Source organism: Pseudomonas sp. NPDC090233 (genome assembly GCF_044772285.1).
In the GTDB taxonomy this organism is placed as follows: domain Bacteria; phylum Pseudomonadota; class Gammaproteobacteria; order Pseudomonadales; family Pseudomonadaceae; genus Aquipseudomonas.
Window position 1 is genome coordinate 60,307 of the sequence record NZ_JBIVYQ010000009.1, and the last position, 16,608, is coordinate 76,914.

Here is a 16,608-nt window from a genome sequence, read left to right on the forward strand (position 1 = left end):
TGCAACTCAGACCGTATCCACCTTCAACGAGTGATCATCCAGCATCCCATTGATGATGGTCGCCGTATCATGCCCCGCCGAAATCACCCCACCCGCCCCTGCCGTCACCCCGTAATGCTGGGCCAGGTCGACCCCGGCCAGGTCGATGGTCTGAGTTGGCGCAGCCCCCGCCACGCTGCTGACTTCGATGGTCGACACCACATTCTCCCCCGAGCCACTGACCTTGAAGTGAAGGTAATCATCCAGTGACGACGCCGTGGCATGCTCGCCCTGCAGCAGTTGCGACAGGTCGAGCTTGTCGCTGCCGGGGGTGAAGTCGGTGACGGTGTCGTGGCCGCTGTCGCCCTTCTGCCAGACGAAGGTGTCGTTGCCATTGCCGCCCGTCAGCGTGTCGTTGCCTGGCCCGCCAATCAGGATGTCATTGCCGTCTCCGCCCTTGAGCACATCGTTGCCCGCACCGCCGTTGAGCACGTTGTCGGCGCTGTTGCCGATCAAGGTGTCGCCGTAATCTGAGCCGACCAGGTTATGGATACCGTTCAAGGTTTCCACACCGGCACCACCGGTGTCCTGTGGCCCTTCATGGCCGAGGTCGATGGTCACCGCACCCTTGGCCAGGGCGTAGTTGGCCGTGTGGCCGTTGTGCTCGTCGCCAGCGGGGGCATGCGCCTCCAGCGAAGCGATGTCGACCGGGCTGGAGAGGCCGGCGGCACCATGATCACTGCCTCCCATGTGTGGCGACGGTTCCTGGGCATTTGCATAGTCGAGCACCAGGCTCAGTTTGTAGCTTTCGCCACCCTTGCTCGCACCCTGTGGGTCGCTGACGTGAATGCTGTACACACCGTCATGGCTGGCCGTGAAGCTGTCGCCGGCAGCGATGGACTGATAGCTGCCGCCGGCATCCTTCCATTCCAGCGCCAGGTTGCCATCGTGCGCGTCGTGGTTCAGCTGCAGGGTTTCGCCTTTGCGCAGGCTGACGTTGATCACTTCTTCCGCATTACCCTGAGCGGCGGCAGTACCGCTGGCGCCGAGGTAGCCGAGCACTACCAGCGCGGCGGTCATGCTGCTCGCATCCAGGGTGAACGAGCCGCGATCGACAACCCGCTGCTCCTGGCCTCTGCCATACCCGTCGGCACATCCGGACATGGAATTGTCGTGCACGTTGATGGTGATGACTGCAGTGCTTTCGTCGCCGTCGCCATCACGGATGGTGTAGACGAAGGTGTCGGTGGCGTCGCGCGGCGCCGCGACATTCGGGTCGGAGTGGTACACCGCATTGCCCTGGGCATCCAGGGTGAGGTAACCGAACTGGCCCGCGACATGGCTGCCGAGTTGGCCGATGGCCGAGTTGGACGTATCGTGCCCGGCGCGCACACCGACGACATAGCCACAGTCGGCAGGCACATCGGCACCGATCGCGTCGTTGTACAGGACGTTGCCACGCACCTCATCGCCTTTGCTGACGCTGACGAAGTCGCAATGCGCCTGCGGCACGTCGTCGACAACGGTGATGCGGACGGTGCTGGTGGTCCAGTTGCCTACCGTGTCTTCGACTCTGTAAGTGAAAGACTCGCTGACGGTGTTGGCACCGTCGTTGGCGTGCGGCTGCGAATTCGCTGGCGAGGTCAACGTGTAGGTGTAGGAACCATCCGCATTCAAGTGAATCTGGCCGAACTGGCCGACGGCATTGCCGATGAGGGTGTAGGTCAATGCCCCTACCCCACCGCCGACCTGCCCGACCAGGCTGCCGGATGCGGTTTCTGCAGGCGAACAAGGGGCGCTGCCGTTGACGCTGCCAGCCGCCAGATCATGGCCGTCCTTGTGCAGGTCCAGGGCTTTCTCGAACACCGTGACCCCGCCATCGCCACACGGGTGCAGCGACTGGTCGTGGACATTGATGGTCACGACTGCGGTGCTTTCGTCGCCATCGCCATCGCGAAGGGTGTAGACGAAGGTGTCGATCGCGTCCCGCGGCGCGACGGCATTGGGGTTGGAGTGATACTCCGCGTTGCCTTGGGCGTCGATGGTCAGGTAGCCGTACTGGCCATAGACATGGCTATTGAGTTGGCTAATGGCGGAGCTTGAGGTGTCATGACCGGCGCGAACACCGACCACGTAGGCACCGTCGCTCAGGGTGTCTGCACCGACCACATCGTTGTACATCACGTTGCCGCGCACCACGTCACCTTTGGCCACGCTGACGAAGTCGCAATGGGCTTGGGGAACGTCATCGACAATGGTGATCTTGACGGTGCTGGTGGTCCAGTTGCCGACCGTGTCTTCTACCCGGTAGGTGAAGGATTCGGTAAAGGTATTGGCGCCGTCGTTGGCATGGACCGGCGAGTTCGCTGGCGACGTTAAGGTGTAGGTGTAGGAACCGTCAGCGTTCAGGTGCATTTGGCCGAACTGGCCGACGGCATTGCCGACCAGCGTGTAGGTCAATGCCCCCACGCCACCGGCGACTTGCCCGACCAGGCTGCCCGAGGCAGTCTCGCGGGCCGAGGCCGGGTCGCTGCCCGTGACAGTGCCCGCCGCCAGGTCATTGCCGTCTTTGTACAGGTCCAGCGCGTTCTCGTAGACCCACACGCCACCATCGCCACACGGCTGCAGCGCTGGGTTGTGCACGTTGATGGTGACCGTCGTGGTGCTCTCGTCACCGTCGGCGTCGCGAATGGTGTAGACGAAGCTGTCCAAGGCATCGCGCGGCGCCACGGCATCGGGGTTGGAGTGGTACACGGCATTGCCCTGGGCATCGAGGGTCAGGTAGCCGTACTGGCCCTGCACCTGGGTGTTGAGCTGGCCGATGGCGGATGTGGACGTATCGCTACCCGCGCGAACGCCAACCACATATTGCCCGTCACTGCGGGTATCGGCGCCGACCACGTCGTTGTACATCACGTTGCCGCACACCACCTCGCCCTTGTAAACACTGACGAAATCGCTGTTGGCCGTGGGTACGTCGTCGACGATGGTGATGACGATGCTGCTGGTGGTCGAATGGCCGAGCGAATCCTGCACCTGGTAGGTGAAGGTTTCGGTCACGCTGTTCGCACCATCGTTGGCGTGAGTCGGCGAGTTGGCCGGGGAAGTCAGGGTGTAGGTGTAGGATCCATCGGCATTCAGATGGATCTGGCCGTATTGACCTACAGCATTGCCGACCAACGTGTAGGTCAGTGCGCCCACGCCGCCGCTGGTCGAACCAGCCAGGGTGCCGGAGGCCGTTTCCTGGGTTGAGCCCGGTTCACTGCCGGTCACGCTGCCGGCCGCCAGGTCGTTACCGTCCTTGTGCAGGTCCAGGGCCTTCTCGTAGACCGTGACGTCACGGTCTTCGCAGGTCATCAACGCCGTGTGCACGTTGATGGTCAGGGTCGTGGTGCTCTCGTCGCCGTCGGCATCGCGGATGGTGTAGACGAAGGTATCGACGGCATCGCGTGGCGAGGCGACGTTGGGGTTGGAGTGATACTCGGCGTTGCCGTAGGCATCGATGGTCAGGTAGCCGTACTGGCCGTTGACCTGGGTGTTGAGCTGGCCGATCGCCGACGTGGACGTGTCACTGCCGGCGCGCACGCCAACCACATACTGGCCGTCTGCACGAGTGTCGGCGCCGACCACGTCGTTGTACATCACGTTGCCGCTCACGACATCGCCTTTGGCCACGCTGACGAAATCGCTGTTGGCGGTCGGCACGTCGTCGACGATGGTGATGACGATAGTGTTGGTGGCCGTATTGCCCAGCGAATCCTGCACCTGGTAGGTGAAGGTCTCGGTCACGGTATTGGCACCATCGTTGGCATGGGTCGGGGAATTGGCAGGAGAAGTCAGGGTGTAGGTGTAGGAGCCGTCCGCGTTCAGCTGGATCTGGCCGTATTGGCCTACGGCGCTGCCAACCAAGGTAAAGGTCACGGCACCCACGCCGCTGACCACCACCATGCCCGAGGCCGTCTCGTGGGTGGAGCCAGGGTTGCTGCCGGTCACCGTGCCCGCTGCCAGGTCGCTACCGTCCTTGTGCAGGTCCAGCGCATTTTCATAAACCGTGACATCGCGATCCGCGCACACGATCAAGCCGTTGTGCACGTTGATGGTGATGGTCGTCGTGCTTTCGTCGCCGTCGGCGTCACGAATGGTGTAGACGAAGGTGTCGACGGCATCGCGTGGCGAGGCGATGTTGGGGTTGGAGTGATACTCCGCATTGCCGTAGGCATCGATGGTCAGGTAGCCGTACTGGCCGTTGACCTGAGTATTGAGCTGGCCGATGGCCGAGCTGGAGGTATCGTTGCCGGCGCGCACACCGACCACATACTGGCCGTCGCCACGGGTATCGGCGCCGACCACGTCGTTGTACATCACATTGCCGCGCACCACATCGCCTTTGAACACGCTGACGAAGTCGCTGTTGGCAGTAGGAACATCGTCGACGACGGTGATGACGATGGTGCTGGTGATCGTGTTGCCCAGCGAATCTTGCACCTGGTAGGTGAAAGATTCGGTCACGGTGTTCGGACCATCGTTGGCATGGGTCGGCGAGTTTGCAGGAGAAGTCAGGGTGTAGGTGTAGGAGCCGTCCGCATTCAGGTGGATCTGGCCGTATTGACCTACAGGGTTGCCGACCAGGGTGTAGGTGAGCGTACCGACTCCACCACTGGCCGAGCCGACCAAGGTGCCGGTAGCAGTTTCCTGGTTCGAACTCGGATCGCTACCAGTGACGCTGCCCGCCGCCAGGTCGTTGCCATCCTTGTGCAGGTCGAGGGCTTTTTCGTACACGGTGACATCACGGTCTTCGCAGGCCATCAACGAGTTGTGCACGTTGATGGTGATGGTCGTGGTGCTCTCGTCGCCATCGGCATCGCGAATGGTGTAGACGAAGGTGTCGACGGCATCCCGCGGGGAGGCGATATTGGGGTTGGAGTGATACTCGGCATTGCCCTGGGCATCGATGGTCAGGTAGCCGTACTGGCCGTTGACCTGGGTGTTGAGCTGGCCGAAGGCTGAGCTGGAGGTGTCGCTGCCGGCACGCACACCGACCACATACTGGCCATCGCCACGGGTATCGGCACCGATCACATCGTTGTACATCACGTTGCCGCGCACCACGTCGCCCTTGGCCACGCTGGTGTAGTCGTCATGCGCCTGCGGAAGATCATCGACGATCTTGACCTCCAGGCTGCCGGTGGCGGTGCTGCCGTCGACATCCTTGGCAACCACCTGGAAGTGTTCGCTGATGCTGTTGCTGCCATCGCCGTTGGGGTGGTTTTCGTTGTCCAGCAGGGTGTAGCTGTAGCTCACCACCCCGGTTGCGGGGTTGTAGCCGGTGATGGTCAGGGCGTTGCCTTCGGGCGTGACGATCGACTGCGGGAAGCCCGCCGCCACACCGCCACTGATCACGCTGATACCGCCCACCGTCAGGCTCTGCAGGCCGTCTGGCGCGGTGACCTTGAAGGTGCCTTGCTGGGTCAGCGCGCCAGCATCCGGGGCACTGCCGTCGTGCAGGTTCTTCTCGTAGACCGTCACTTCACCGCCCTGCGCATCGAGGCCGTCGAGTTTCACCGGGTCGTCGAGGTTGTTGATGTTCAGCGTCAGCGTCGCACTGCTGCTGTCGCCGTCGGCGTCCTTGATCGTGTAGGTGAAGGTCTCCACGCCATGGCCGCCACCGCCCAGGTTCTTGAAGTCCGGGTCGCTGGTGTTGAGGGTGTAGGTGTAGGAACCGTCCTCAGCCAGCACCAGCGTGCCGTAGGTGCCGGTGAAGGTACCGGCGATGACCGGGCCGCCGGGAACGCGATCGGCGCCCTGCACATCGTTGCTCAGCACATTGCCGGTCAGCTCGATGTGCTGCTCGGTGGCCGAGAGCGGGTTGCTATCGTCGACGGCCTTGGGCACGTCGTCACGAATGATCACATCCAGCGATCCTTGGGCGACATCGCCGTCGCTGTCGCTGACCAGCACCGGCAGGTGCTCGCTCAGCGCGTTGGTACCTGCGCCGTCGGCGTGCTGTTCGGCGCCGGTCAGGGTGTAGCTGTAGCTGACCACGCCCGTGGTCGGGTTGTAACCCGTTATGGTCAGGGTGTTGCTCAAGCCGGTGGTGATCGACTGGCCGACGCCAGTCACCACGCCCGCGGTGACCACGTTGATGCCGCCGACACTTAGGTTGTGCACGCCGTCCGGGGCCACCACGGTGAAGCTGCCGGTTTGGGTCAGGGCTGCTGGATTGCTGGCCGAGCCCAGAGGCAGGTTGGCCTCGTCGAGGACCAGTTCGCCAGGGTTCACATCCAGCCCACGCAATTCGACCGGTCGATCCGGAGTGTCGGGTATCAACGGTGGGTTTGGCTGTTCGGGGGGAGTGGGTTGGCCTGGCGGGTTGGGCTGGCCCGGTGGCAGACCACCGTTGCCGCCGTTGTCTATGCCACCACCGTTGCCACCGTTGCCTGAACCGAAGACGTCGCGTCCACGGCCACTGTCCAGATCTCCGACGTAGCGGTTGGCAAGCTCCGGAATGCCATTGAAGCCTGCCGTCGGGAAGCCTATCTGCGGGTCTACCCGATCAGCCACCTCGGTCAGCAGGACAAAACTGTGGCCGCCGCCCAATGCCCCCGGTGCACTGCTGCCATTAGCTCCGGCAGCAGGCGCTTCAGCGGTGGTAGTAGGGTCGTCACCTGCGGCAATCGCCTGCTGGATGCGCTCGACATCACTCAGCTGGGCATCGCTCGGCGGGCCGTCCTGGGTCTGCACATGAGCTGCCTGATTGGCCAGCAAGTCCGGAGTCATGGTCAGACTGCTGTCGCGCCCCAGTGTCAGCTCGGCGCCATTCTGCAAGCGCACGGCCACGGCGCCAACAGCACCGGTTTCCAGCTGCTCGCCCGCGAACAGGCGGTCGCCCTCGATCAAGGGGCGCCGGCTACCGTCGCTGCCAACGGCGAAGACCTGACCCACCACCTTGCTGACCACACCGACCAATTTAGCCATGAGTGCACGCCTCCCCTTACCGATTGGCTACACAGCCAACGACATGGCGGGTGGGTCAACGGTTTCGCGCCCGAGTGTTTCAACGGTGAGAATCGTTCTCTCAGACCACTACTTTGGCGATAGTCGCAATGTAAGATTGCCATCGTTAGATGCCAAAATTTTGTCGCCAAATTCCGCTTTCACCTAACCGTCTTGCGTCCTTAGCTGGAAAAAATCTGGAACTCGCTCCGACGCCGGAAACTCGCATGCTGTGGCGGCATCCGAAATCGCTTGAGTGAAACAATGTCTTGGTTTTTGATAGATCGCATAAGTTTTTTTTCGCATAGCCCTTATGAAAAAATCTTCTTAGCTCGCGCGTTAAATGTTCTTAGCTCTGTTGTTACAAACGTGAAACTATTTAAATTATAAAAATCGTCATTTTATTGGCGACTAGCAAGGCCATTTTAGGACCAGGGAGAAGTACCCCATGCGCGTTTTAACCCCCATCACCAGTGCAATTCTGTTGGCCATGGCGTGCGCCAACGTTCAGGCGATGTCACTCAACGAGGCTGTCCAGAGCGCCGTGGACTATCACCCGGAAATCAGCTCCAACCGCAACAGCAAGCTGTCGGCTGATGAGGATGTGAAATTCGCCCGTGGCGGGTACTTCCCAACCGTCGACCTGGTTGCCGGTTACGGCAGGCAGCGTTCAGACAACATCAACACCCGCGGCGTGAATGCCGATGGCACCCGCAACCACAACAAAGAGACGCTCAACTACACCCAGTCGGAGCTGCGTCTTCGGCAAATGATCTTCGACGGCTTCAACACCTCCAACGAAGTCGGGCGCACCCAGGCGGTGGCAACGTCGCGTGCCTACTACACCCAGGCGGTCGCCCAGGATGTTGCCCTGCGCGCCATCGAGGTGTACCTCGAAGTGCTCAAGCGCCGGGAGCTGGTGACCCTCGCCAAGAACAACCTGCAGGCTCATCTGCGCGTCAACGACCAGATCGGCCTGCGCAGCGAACGTGGCGTCGGCAGCACCGCTGACCTCGACCAATCCCGGGCCCGTCGCGCCCTGGCGGAGAACAACCTGGACACCGCCGAAGTCGACCTGGCCGATGCCGAGGCCAATTTCTACAGCGTGGTCGGCCGCCTGCCAGACGAACTGGAAGGCCCGCAATCGGTGAAGGTGGAAATGCCGGGCACCCTCGACGAAGCCCGCGAAGGCATGCGCCAGAACAACCCGTACCTGAAATCCGCCCAAGCCGACGTCAACGCTGCCGAGCAGCAATACGAAGTGGCCAAGTCGCCGTTCTATCCACGCCTGGACGCGGTATTGGCCACCGGTGCCAACAACAATCTGGGTGGCGAGAAAGGCCACAGCAACAACGACTGGCAGGCCGGCGTCGAACTCAGCTACAACCTGTTCCGTGGCGGCAGCGACAAGGCGCGCCTGCAGTCCGATGCGCACAAGATCAACCAGGCCCTGGATATCCGCAACAACGCACTGCGCGAGCTGACCGAAAACCTCAGCCTGGCCTGGAACGCCATGAACAATGCGCGCAAGCAGACCCCGACCGCGCGCGAATATGCCGAGACCACCCAACGCGTGCGCGCCGCCTATCAGGACCAGTTCGGCCTCGGCCAACGCACCCTGCTCGACGTGCTCGACAGCGAAAACGAACTGTACAACGCCAACCGTCGCTACACCGAAGTGCGTTACACCGAGGAATATTCGATGTACCGCGTGCTGGCGACCATGGGTGAGCTGCTGAGCAAACAGCGCATTTCTCTGCCGCCGGAAGCCATCGCCACCAACGAAGTGCGTACTGAAGCGCGGTTACCCGACATGCGCTGACGCCAGCGCTCAGCAGGCAGGGATCGCCAGGCATCACCCCCATCCACCGAGGCGGGAGTAGTCCATCGTGACCAGTATGCAAAGCGCGCAACCGCGCCCCGATGTCGATGACCCGCTGCTCGATGGCCTGCTGATCCTCTGCCGCTTGCACGGCCGGCCCGCCAGCCGCGCCAGCCTCAGCAGCGGTCTGCCCCTGCTGCACCAGCGCCTGGGGCCGGACCTGCTGCCACGGGCGGCAGCCCGTGCCGGTTTGCAAGGGCGCGTCCTGCAGCGTGAGCTGGAAGCCATTTCCCCCCTCAACCTGCCGGTGCTGCTGTTGCTCAACGACGGGCGCAGCGCCGTGCTGCAGCGCTGGGGCGACGATGGCCGGGCGCTGATCCTGCCCTGCGAAGCCGAAGGCGGCGAACAATGGGTCGAGCGCGAGGCGCTGCAGCAGGCTTACAGCGGCCACGCCCTGTTCGCCCGCCCTCGTCACACCCTCGAAGAAGTTCGTTCGCCGCTGTTGCCACGGGTCGAAGCTTGGTTCCGCGATACCCTGCGCCATTCCCGCTGGTTGTACGGCGATGCCCTGCTGGCCAGCCTGCTGATCAACCTGCTGGGCCTGATGGTGCCGCTGTTCGTCATGCAGACCTACGACCGCGTGGTGCCCAACCAGGCGCTGTCGACCTTGTGGGTGCTGGTTGCCGGCCTGTTCATCGGCACCGCCTTCGAGCTGGTGCTGCGCATGGTCCGCGCCCACCTGCTGGACCAGGCCGGCAAGAAGACCGACCTGATCCTCTCCGCCACCCTGTTCGAGCGCATCACCGGCATGGCCATGAAGGCCAAGCCCGCCAGCATCGGTGGCTTCGCCCAGAGCATCCACGACTTCCAGGGCCTGCGTGAATTCCTCACCGCCGTGACCCTGACCAGCATCATCGACCTGCCCTTCGTCGCCCTGATGTTGCTGGTGATCGGTCTGCTTGGTGGCTGGCTGGTGGTCATTCCGCTGATCGCCTTCCCATTGGCGGTGGGCTTTGCCCTGTTCATCCAGGCGCGCCTGCGCGACACCGTGCAAAAAAGCCTCAGCCTCGGCGCCGTGCGCCAGGCCCTGCTGATCGAAACCCTCGGCGGCCTGGAAACCCTCAAGGCCTGCGGTGCGGAAAGCGAGCGCCAGTACCAGTGGGAACACACCAACGGCGCCATGGCCCGCCTCGATGCCCACGCCCGCAACCTGTCGTCGCTGGCCAGCAACGGCACACTGTTCATCCAGCAGTTCTGCGGCATGGCCACCATCGTCGCCGGGGTATACAGCATCATCGCCGGCAACCTCAGCGTCGGCGCCCTGGTCGCCAGCTACATGCTCGGCAGCCGCGTGCTGGCGCCACTCGGCCAGATCGCCGGGCTGATCACTCGCTACCAGCAGGCACAGCTGACCATGCGCAGCACCGATGCGCTGATGGCCCTGCCCCAGGAACGCCTGGCCGAACAGCAGGCGCTGGAGCACACCACCCTCAAAGGAGGCCTGACCCTCAGCCATGTCAGCTTCCGCTACCCGGCGCAGACCAGCCCGGCGCTGCAGGATGTGAACGTGACCATCAAACCCGGCGAGCGCATCGGCATCATCGGCCGCAGCGGCTCGGGCAAGAGCACCCTGGGCCGCCTGCTGATGGGTTTCCATCACCCGGACGAAGGCCAGGTGTTACTGGATAACCTCGACCTGCGCCAACTGGACATCGCCGACCTGCGCAGCCAGCTCGGCTACGTCGCCCACGACCTGCCGCTGCTGGCCGGCAGCCTGCGCGACAACCTCACCCTCGGCGCGCGCCACATCAGCGATGCGCGCATGCTCGAAGTGGCCGAACTGACCGGCGTCAGCGAGCTGGCCCGGCAGCACCCGCACGGCTTCGACCGCCCAGTGGGCGAGCGTGGCCAGCTGCTGTCCGGCGGCCAGCGCCAGGCCGTGCTGCTGGCCCGCGCCCTGCTGCTGGAGCCGCCGATCCTGATCCTCGACGAGCCCACCAGCCACATGGACAACAGCAGCGAAGAGCAACTGCGCCAGCGCCTGCTCAGCTGGGTGCCGGGCAAGACCCTGCTGCTGGTCACCCACCGCACCTCGATGCTCAGCCTGGTGGACCGGCTGCTGGTGCTGGACAACGGCAAGATCGTCGCCGACGGGCCGAAGGATGCGGTCATCGACGCCCTGCGCAAAGGCCGCATCGGTGCAGCACTGTAGAACGGCAAGAACCCTGTAGGAGCGGCTTCAGCCGCGAAGCAAGCGAAGCGGTGGATGGCACCGGCTTCGCCGGTGTTCGCGGCTGAAGCCGCTCCTACAGGGGGTTCACTAAATCAATGAGTCACCGTTTGTTCTGTGGGAGTTAGGCCATGACCACAAGCCACAGCGTACGCAGTTCACACGCAAGCACCAGCCCGCGCACCGAGCGCGACTACATGCCGGAGCTGGCCAGCGCCACCCTGCAGGACTCCCCGCGCCTGTCGCGCCTGACCGTGTGGCTGGCGGCCGCATTGCTGTTGGTTGCCGTGGTCTGGGCCAGCCTGGCGGTGCTCGACGAAGTGACGGTCGGCGAAGGCAAGGCGATCCCGTCGAGCAAGGTGCAGGTGGTGCAGAACCTCGAAGGCGGCATCGTCACCGAAATCTTTGTACGCGAAGGCCAGATGGTGGAAAAAGGCGCAACGCTGCTGCGCCTGGACGATACGCGGTTCAAGTCCAACAAAGGCGAAAGCGAGGCTGACCGCTATGCCCTCACCGCCCAGGTTGAACGGCTCTCAGCCGAGGCTGAAGGCAAGCCGTTCGTGCTCTCTGACGAAGTACGTGCCAAGGCGCCGCAAGTAGCCGAGGACGAGCTGTCGCTGTATGACTCACGTCAGCGCCGCCTGGCCAGCGAGAAACAGACCCTGAACGAGCAACTGCGGCAGAAGACTCAGGAGCTGGCCGAGTTTCGTTCCAAGGTCGAGCAATACCGCTCGGCAGTCAGCCTGCTGCAACAGGAAACAGACATGTCGGCGCCGCTGGTGAGCAAAGGCGCCATCTCGCCCGTGGAAATCCTGCGCCTCAAGCAGCGCACGGTCGAAGCCCGCGGCCAGCTCAACGCAACCAGCCTGGCCATCCCCCGCGCCGAGGCGGCTGTGGCCGAGATCCGCAGCAAGATCCAGGAGTCCGACGCCAGCTTCCGCTCCGACGCGGCCAAAGAGCTCAACGACAAACGCACTGAGCTGTCGAAGATCACCGCCACCAGCATCGCCATCGATGATCGGGTAAACCGCACCACCGTGGTGTCGCCGGTGCGCGGCATCGTCAAGCTGCTCAAGGTCAACACCATCGGCGGCGTGGTGCAGCCGGGCAGCGACCTGGTGGAGATCGTGCCGATCGAGGACAACTTGCTGATCGAGGCCAAGGTCCGACCGCAAGATGTGGCGTTTTTGCACCCGGGGCAGCCGGCGATGGTCAAGTTCAGTGCCTATGACTACACCATCTATGGTGGGTTGAAGGCCAAGCTTGAGTTGATCAGTGCCGATACCGTGACGGATGAGAAAGGCAATGCGTTCTACGTGATCCAGGTGCGGACCGAGAAGAATCACCTGGGGGGGGATAACAAGCCGCTGCTGATCATCCCGGGGATGGTGGCGACGGTGGATATCATCACCGGACAGAAGAGTGTGCTGGATTACCTGCTCAAGCCGGTGCTCAAGGCACGGACTGAGGCGTTGCGGGAGCGCTGAGTTGTCATGGCGGCCTCTTCGCGGGGCAAGCCCCACAGCTATTTCATCAAACTCAGAATAGCGCCGTCCTGTGGGAGCGGGCTTGCCCCGCGAAGAGGCCGGTACTGCCAATCAATCTGGCACAGACTGACCCTTCATCTGCTCCAACTTGCCACACTGCTCACTGGCCAGGCGACTAATGATCCGGATTGCTTGATGAATACCGGCAGTATTGCGAAAGCTGAGATGAGGGTTGTGCTCGCACTCCAGCATCTCATCATGCTGGACCAGCGCCTCGCCTAACAGTTCGAGTGTCCAGGCATAGTTTTGAATATTGGACAAGCGCTCCTGATCAGTCATGAGGCACCTGCCTTGCTGCGCCTGCGGAGCGGGTTTGGCTGTGGAACGGAGAAAACCGATGTGCAGCCTGCGCCGGCGATTTACTGCGGCGGAGAACGAATGCGAGGATCCTGGCAAAGCTCAAGGTAAGCATGCATGAAACTCCAAGTTAGGTTGGAGCTGCCACGCATCGTCGCCAAACAATTGGGTGGCAGCTGTACGCAGGTTGGCGAACCGGGAACTTGGAACCCGGCAGACCTGAAGGTCTCCCACGCACAGCCGCCATGGCACGAGGCTGCGGACGCAAAAAAAGCGCCTGCAATCGTGTGGGGCGCTGTTGCGCCAAGTTATCCGGGTCGCCAAACCCGATCGCGGAATTTGCCGCGACACAGGGAATCTATCCCCCTGTGCTCGCTATCGCAAGCACCAATGTTGTGTGAATCGGATTCAATTTCCGTAAGAGCGAAGAAGCCTGCACGGGCAACCGTGAATCTCAGCCTTCCCCGTGATTGCGCTCGAATGTTTCCACCCCCATCGCCCTGATCTGTCCCTCGATCAACGCCTCGAACGGCCGCAGCAACCCATCGAAACACGCCGGCTGCTCCAGCACGTTCAGCGCCTGCACCACCGCTTCAATGGTCGACACCGCTCCGGGCTCCGGGGCCTTGCGCAGGCGGTAGCGTGAAGGGGCCACCTGCGCCAGTGTCACCCGGGGCAGCGCGTCCAGCAGCGGGTTGAGGTATAGCAGCTTGCGCGCCTTGCGCCAGGTGCCGTCGGGGACGATCAGCAGTAGAGGCGTGTCGTCCGCTTCGCCATAGGTAGTCAGCACCTGGGCATCATCGCCAGGGAACAGCAGCACCGGCCGGTAACCTGGCGTCTGCAGTAATCCGCCAAGGTCTTCGAACACCTCACCAATGCGCAACTCGGCATTGACCAGGCCAAGTGCGGCCAGCCGAGCGGTATTCAGGGCGTGCGAGGTTTCACTGGGGTGCTGCAGCAGGACCACGCGGGTGCGGCTGTCGAGCGAGGGGATCAGTGGGCAAAGGCAGTGATCGAGCGGGCGCTGGCATCGCTCGCAGCGGGGTCTGGGCATTGGCTTCTCCTTACCGGGCGCAGTGTGCCACAGCCCTGCGGAAAAGCCCCACATCCTTGTGGGAGACTGAGGATCAGCGGTTGAACCGCTCCGCCAGACTGTGCAGATATTCCGCCATACGCTCCAGGTCCTGGCTGATTTCCGCCCCCTGCTTGGCCTGCCCCGCCGTCTGATCGCACAGCTGAGCAATACGCACAATCTGTTGATTGATATCTTCGGCAACGTGGCTCTGCTGCTCCGAAGCCGTAGCCATCTGCTGACTCATGCCGGTAATACGACTGACCGCCTGGGCGATCCCGGCCAGCGCCGACTGCACCGCCTCGACACTGTGCACGCTGTCCCGCGAGATCTGCTCGCCACGGGTGGCGGTGCTCACCGCGCGTTCAGCACCTGCGCGCAGGGAGGCGATGATGTGGTGGATCTCATCGGTAGAGGAACGCGTGCGCTGAGCCAGCGAGCGCACTTCATCGGCGACCACGGCAAAGCCTCTGCCCTGCTCACCCGCGCGCGCGGCCTCGATCGCGGCGTTGAGCGCCAGCAGGTTGGTCTGTTCGGCAATCGAGGTGATGGTGTCGACCACGCTGCCAATCGATTGGGTCTGCTCGGCCAGGGCATTGACGGCCTGGCCGATGTCGCTGACCGCCTCGCTCATGCTGCCCATCGCCTTCAGGCTCTGCTGCGCCAGCTCGCTGCCCTGCTGGGCCAGCTGGTCGGCATCGCCTGCGGCATGCGCGGTACTTTGCACGTTGTGCGTGACTTCCTGGATGGTCGCCGCCATCTGCGCGATGGCGGTAGCCGACTGGTCGGTCTCGCTGCGCTGGCGATCGAGCATCTGTGCCTGGGCATCGGACAAGTCGGCAGACTGCGCGGCCCGTGACTTGACCCCGACACCGGCGTCCACCAGGCGCGTCAGTGCGGTTTGCAGGCGCGCTTCCTCGCTGAGGATCGCCAGGTCGAGCTGGCCGTGAAGGCCTGGATTGTCACTGTAGGTCAGCGCCACCAGCGGGCTGGTAAAAGCCTTGGGGTGTTCGGCCAGGGTTCGACGGATAGCCTGATTCTGCCGCTGTTCGATCAGGTACCAGGCCACCAGCAAGCTGGCCATCAACACGCCCAATGCAGCATAAGGTGGTAACCACAGGTAGCCGGCCGCCGACAGCAGACCGGCCCCGAGCAGTGGCCAGCCATTGCCCAGACCATGCCCCAGGCGCACCGCCCAAGGTACCGCCGAGCGGCCGGCACGCAAGCGCGCATACAACGCCTCGGCGCGGCGGATCTGTTCGCGTGTCGGCACCGAGCGCACCGACTCGTAACCGCTGACCCGGCCATTCTCGTAGATCGCCGTGACGTAGGCGCTCACCCAATAGAAATCACCGTTCTTGGCGCGGTTCTTCACCACGCCCATCCAGGGTTTGCCTTGCTTGATGGTGTCCCACATATGGCCGAACACCGCTGGCGGCATGTCGGGATGCCGAACCAGGTTGTGGGTCTGGCCGACCAGTTCGTCGTAGGTGAACCCGCTGATAGCCACGAAGGCGTCGTTGCAGTAAGTGATGCGGCTGTTGAGGTCCGTGGTGGAGATCAGGCGCTGGTCGCTGGAAAACGTTCTTTCGTGCTCAGTGACGGGCAAATTCATGCGCATCTTGGGCGATCCTTGCTTGTATAGATGAAAGGGAAAATCATCAAAGCAAGTAGAGGTTTAGCAGAGCGCAAAAGGCACAGCGGTCAGCTTTTGCAGGAAATGCGCTTATCCCGACGGAATGACTGAAACAGCGTGCCCATCAGCCCACGTTGAGCTGGCTTTTGAGCAAATCCCGGAAGGTTTGGATCAACGGTTCACGGCTGCGCCCACGGCGGATGATCAGCGAAAATGGCGCTTGATAGCCGAAAGTAGCCGGCGATAGTACGCGCAGATCACCCTTGTCGACCCACGCCTGGGCATAGTGTTCCGGCAAGTAGCCGATGTAGGCGCCTGACAAGATCAGAATCAATTGCGCCTCCATGCTTTCAACCGTCGCCGCACTGTGCTTGAAGCCGTGCCTTGCCAGTTCTGCCTGGCTCCAGTAACCGCGCCCGACCATGCGCTGCTGGGTCACCACCGGTTCATGGATGCGCCGCTCGGCAAACAAGGGGTGGCGGCTGCTGCAGTACAGCCAATGCTGCTCGCGATACAACGGCTGATAGACCAGGCCACTCATGCGCGAGGAAAACGCGCCAATGGCCAGGTCCAGGCGATTGTCCTGCACCCCCAGCTGCAATTCGTAAGGGCTGGACACCGACAGGTGCAGGTGCACCGCCGGGTGTTCCTGACTGTAGGCGCCGATCGCCTCGGCCAGGGGCAGCGCACGATCGCCGACGGTGGAGTCGATCACCCCGAGATTGAGCGTGCCGCGCAACTCGCCCTTGAGCGCTGCGGCGTACTGCTCGAAACCATCCAGCTCGGCCAGCAGGCGCAAGGTCTCCTGGTGGAACAGCTCGCCCTTGCTGGTCAGGCTGAAACCGCCACGGCCACGGTGGCACAGGACGATGCCGAGCGCGCCTTCGAGCTGGCTCATGTAGGTGCTGATGGCCGAGGTCGACAGGTTCAGCTCGCGCTGGGCATTGGCGAAGCCTTGGTGGCGCACCACGCTGACGAAGATGCGCAGCAGTTTCAGGTCGGGCAAGGTCGAGGCCATGGTGCAACGGTCCG

Annotated in this window: 8 protein-coding genes; 3 read left to right on the forward strand and 5 right to left on the reverse strand. The window is 62.9% G+C overall.

The features are described 5' to 3' along the window. Positions 1–6 precede the first annotated feature (6 nt). Positions 7–6,954 carry a retention module-containing protein gene (locus ACIQUF_RS23355; RefSeq protein WP_403135897.1) on the reverse strand — a complete coding sequence of 2,316 codons (6,948 nt, stop codon included), beginning with the start codon at positions 6,952–6,954 and terminating at the stop codon, positions 7–9. 466 nt (positions 6,955–7,420) lie between these two features. On the opposite strand from ACIQUF_RS23355, the gene ACIQUF_RS23360 reads away from it, so the two are divergent. The 3 genes from ACIQUF_RS23360 to ACIQUF_RS23370 all read left to right on the forward strand — a co-directional run bounded on the left by ACIQUF_RS23360 (position 7,421) and on the right by ACIQUF_RS23370 (position 12,511). Continuing rightward, positions 7,421–8,794 (forward strand): TolC family outer membrane protein, encoded by a 1,374-nt coding sequence (locus tag ACIQUF_RS23360; RefSeq protein WP_400795306.1) that lies wholly within the window; start codon positions 7,421–7,423, stop codon positions 8,792–8,794. Positions 8,795–8,870: 76 nt separating this feature from the next. Next, on the forward strand, positions 8,871–11,006 hold the full coding sequence (locus tag ACIQUF_RS23365) for a type I secretion system permease/ATPase (RefSeq protein WP_403136070.1): 2,136 nt from the start codon (positions 8,871–8,873) through the stop codon (positions 11,004–11,006). Positions 11,007–11,155: 149 nt separating this feature from the next. Next, positions 11,156–12,511, forward strand: coding sequence for an HlyD family type I secretion periplasmic adaptor subunit (locus tag ACIQUF_RS23370; RefSeq protein ID WP_403135898.1), 1,356 nt, complete (start codon positions 11,156–11,158; stop codon positions 12,509–12,511). Positions 12,512–12,622: 111 nt separating this feature from the next. Here the strand turns inward: ACIQUF_RS23370 and ACIQUF_RS23375 are convergent, their stop codons facing one another. The 4 genes from ACIQUF_RS23375 to ACIQUF_RS23390 form a co-directional block, all read right to left on the reverse strand. Continuing rightward, positions 12,623–12,850, reverse strand: coding sequence for a hypothetical protein (locus ACIQUF_RS23375; RefSeq protein WP_403135900.1), 228 nt, complete (start codon positions 12,848–12,850; stop codon positions 12,623–12,625). Between the two features lie 472 nt (positions 12,851–13,322). Further along, positions 13,323–13,922: a tRNA-uridine aminocarboxypropyltransferase gene (locus ACIQUF_RS23380; RefSeq protein ID WP_403135902.1), complete on the reverse strand. Its 600-nt coding sequence runs from the start codon at positions 13,920–13,922 to the stop codon at positions 13,323–13,325. Positions 13,923–13,995: 73 nt separating this feature from the next. Next, on the reverse strand, positions 13,996–15,561 hold the full coding sequence (locus ACIQUF_RS23385) for a methyl-accepting chemotaxis protein (RefSeq protein WP_403135905.1): 1,566 nt from the start codon (positions 15,559–15,561) through the stop codon (positions 13,996–13,998). A 139-nt stretch (positions 15,562–15,700) separates the two neighbouring features. Continuing rightward, positions 15,701–16,594, reverse strand: coding sequence for a LysR family transcriptional regulator (locus ACIQUF_RS23390; protein WP_400795316.1), 894 nt, complete (start codon positions 16,592–16,594; stop codon positions 15,701–15,703). Positions 16,595–16,608 lie beyond the last annotated feature (14 nt).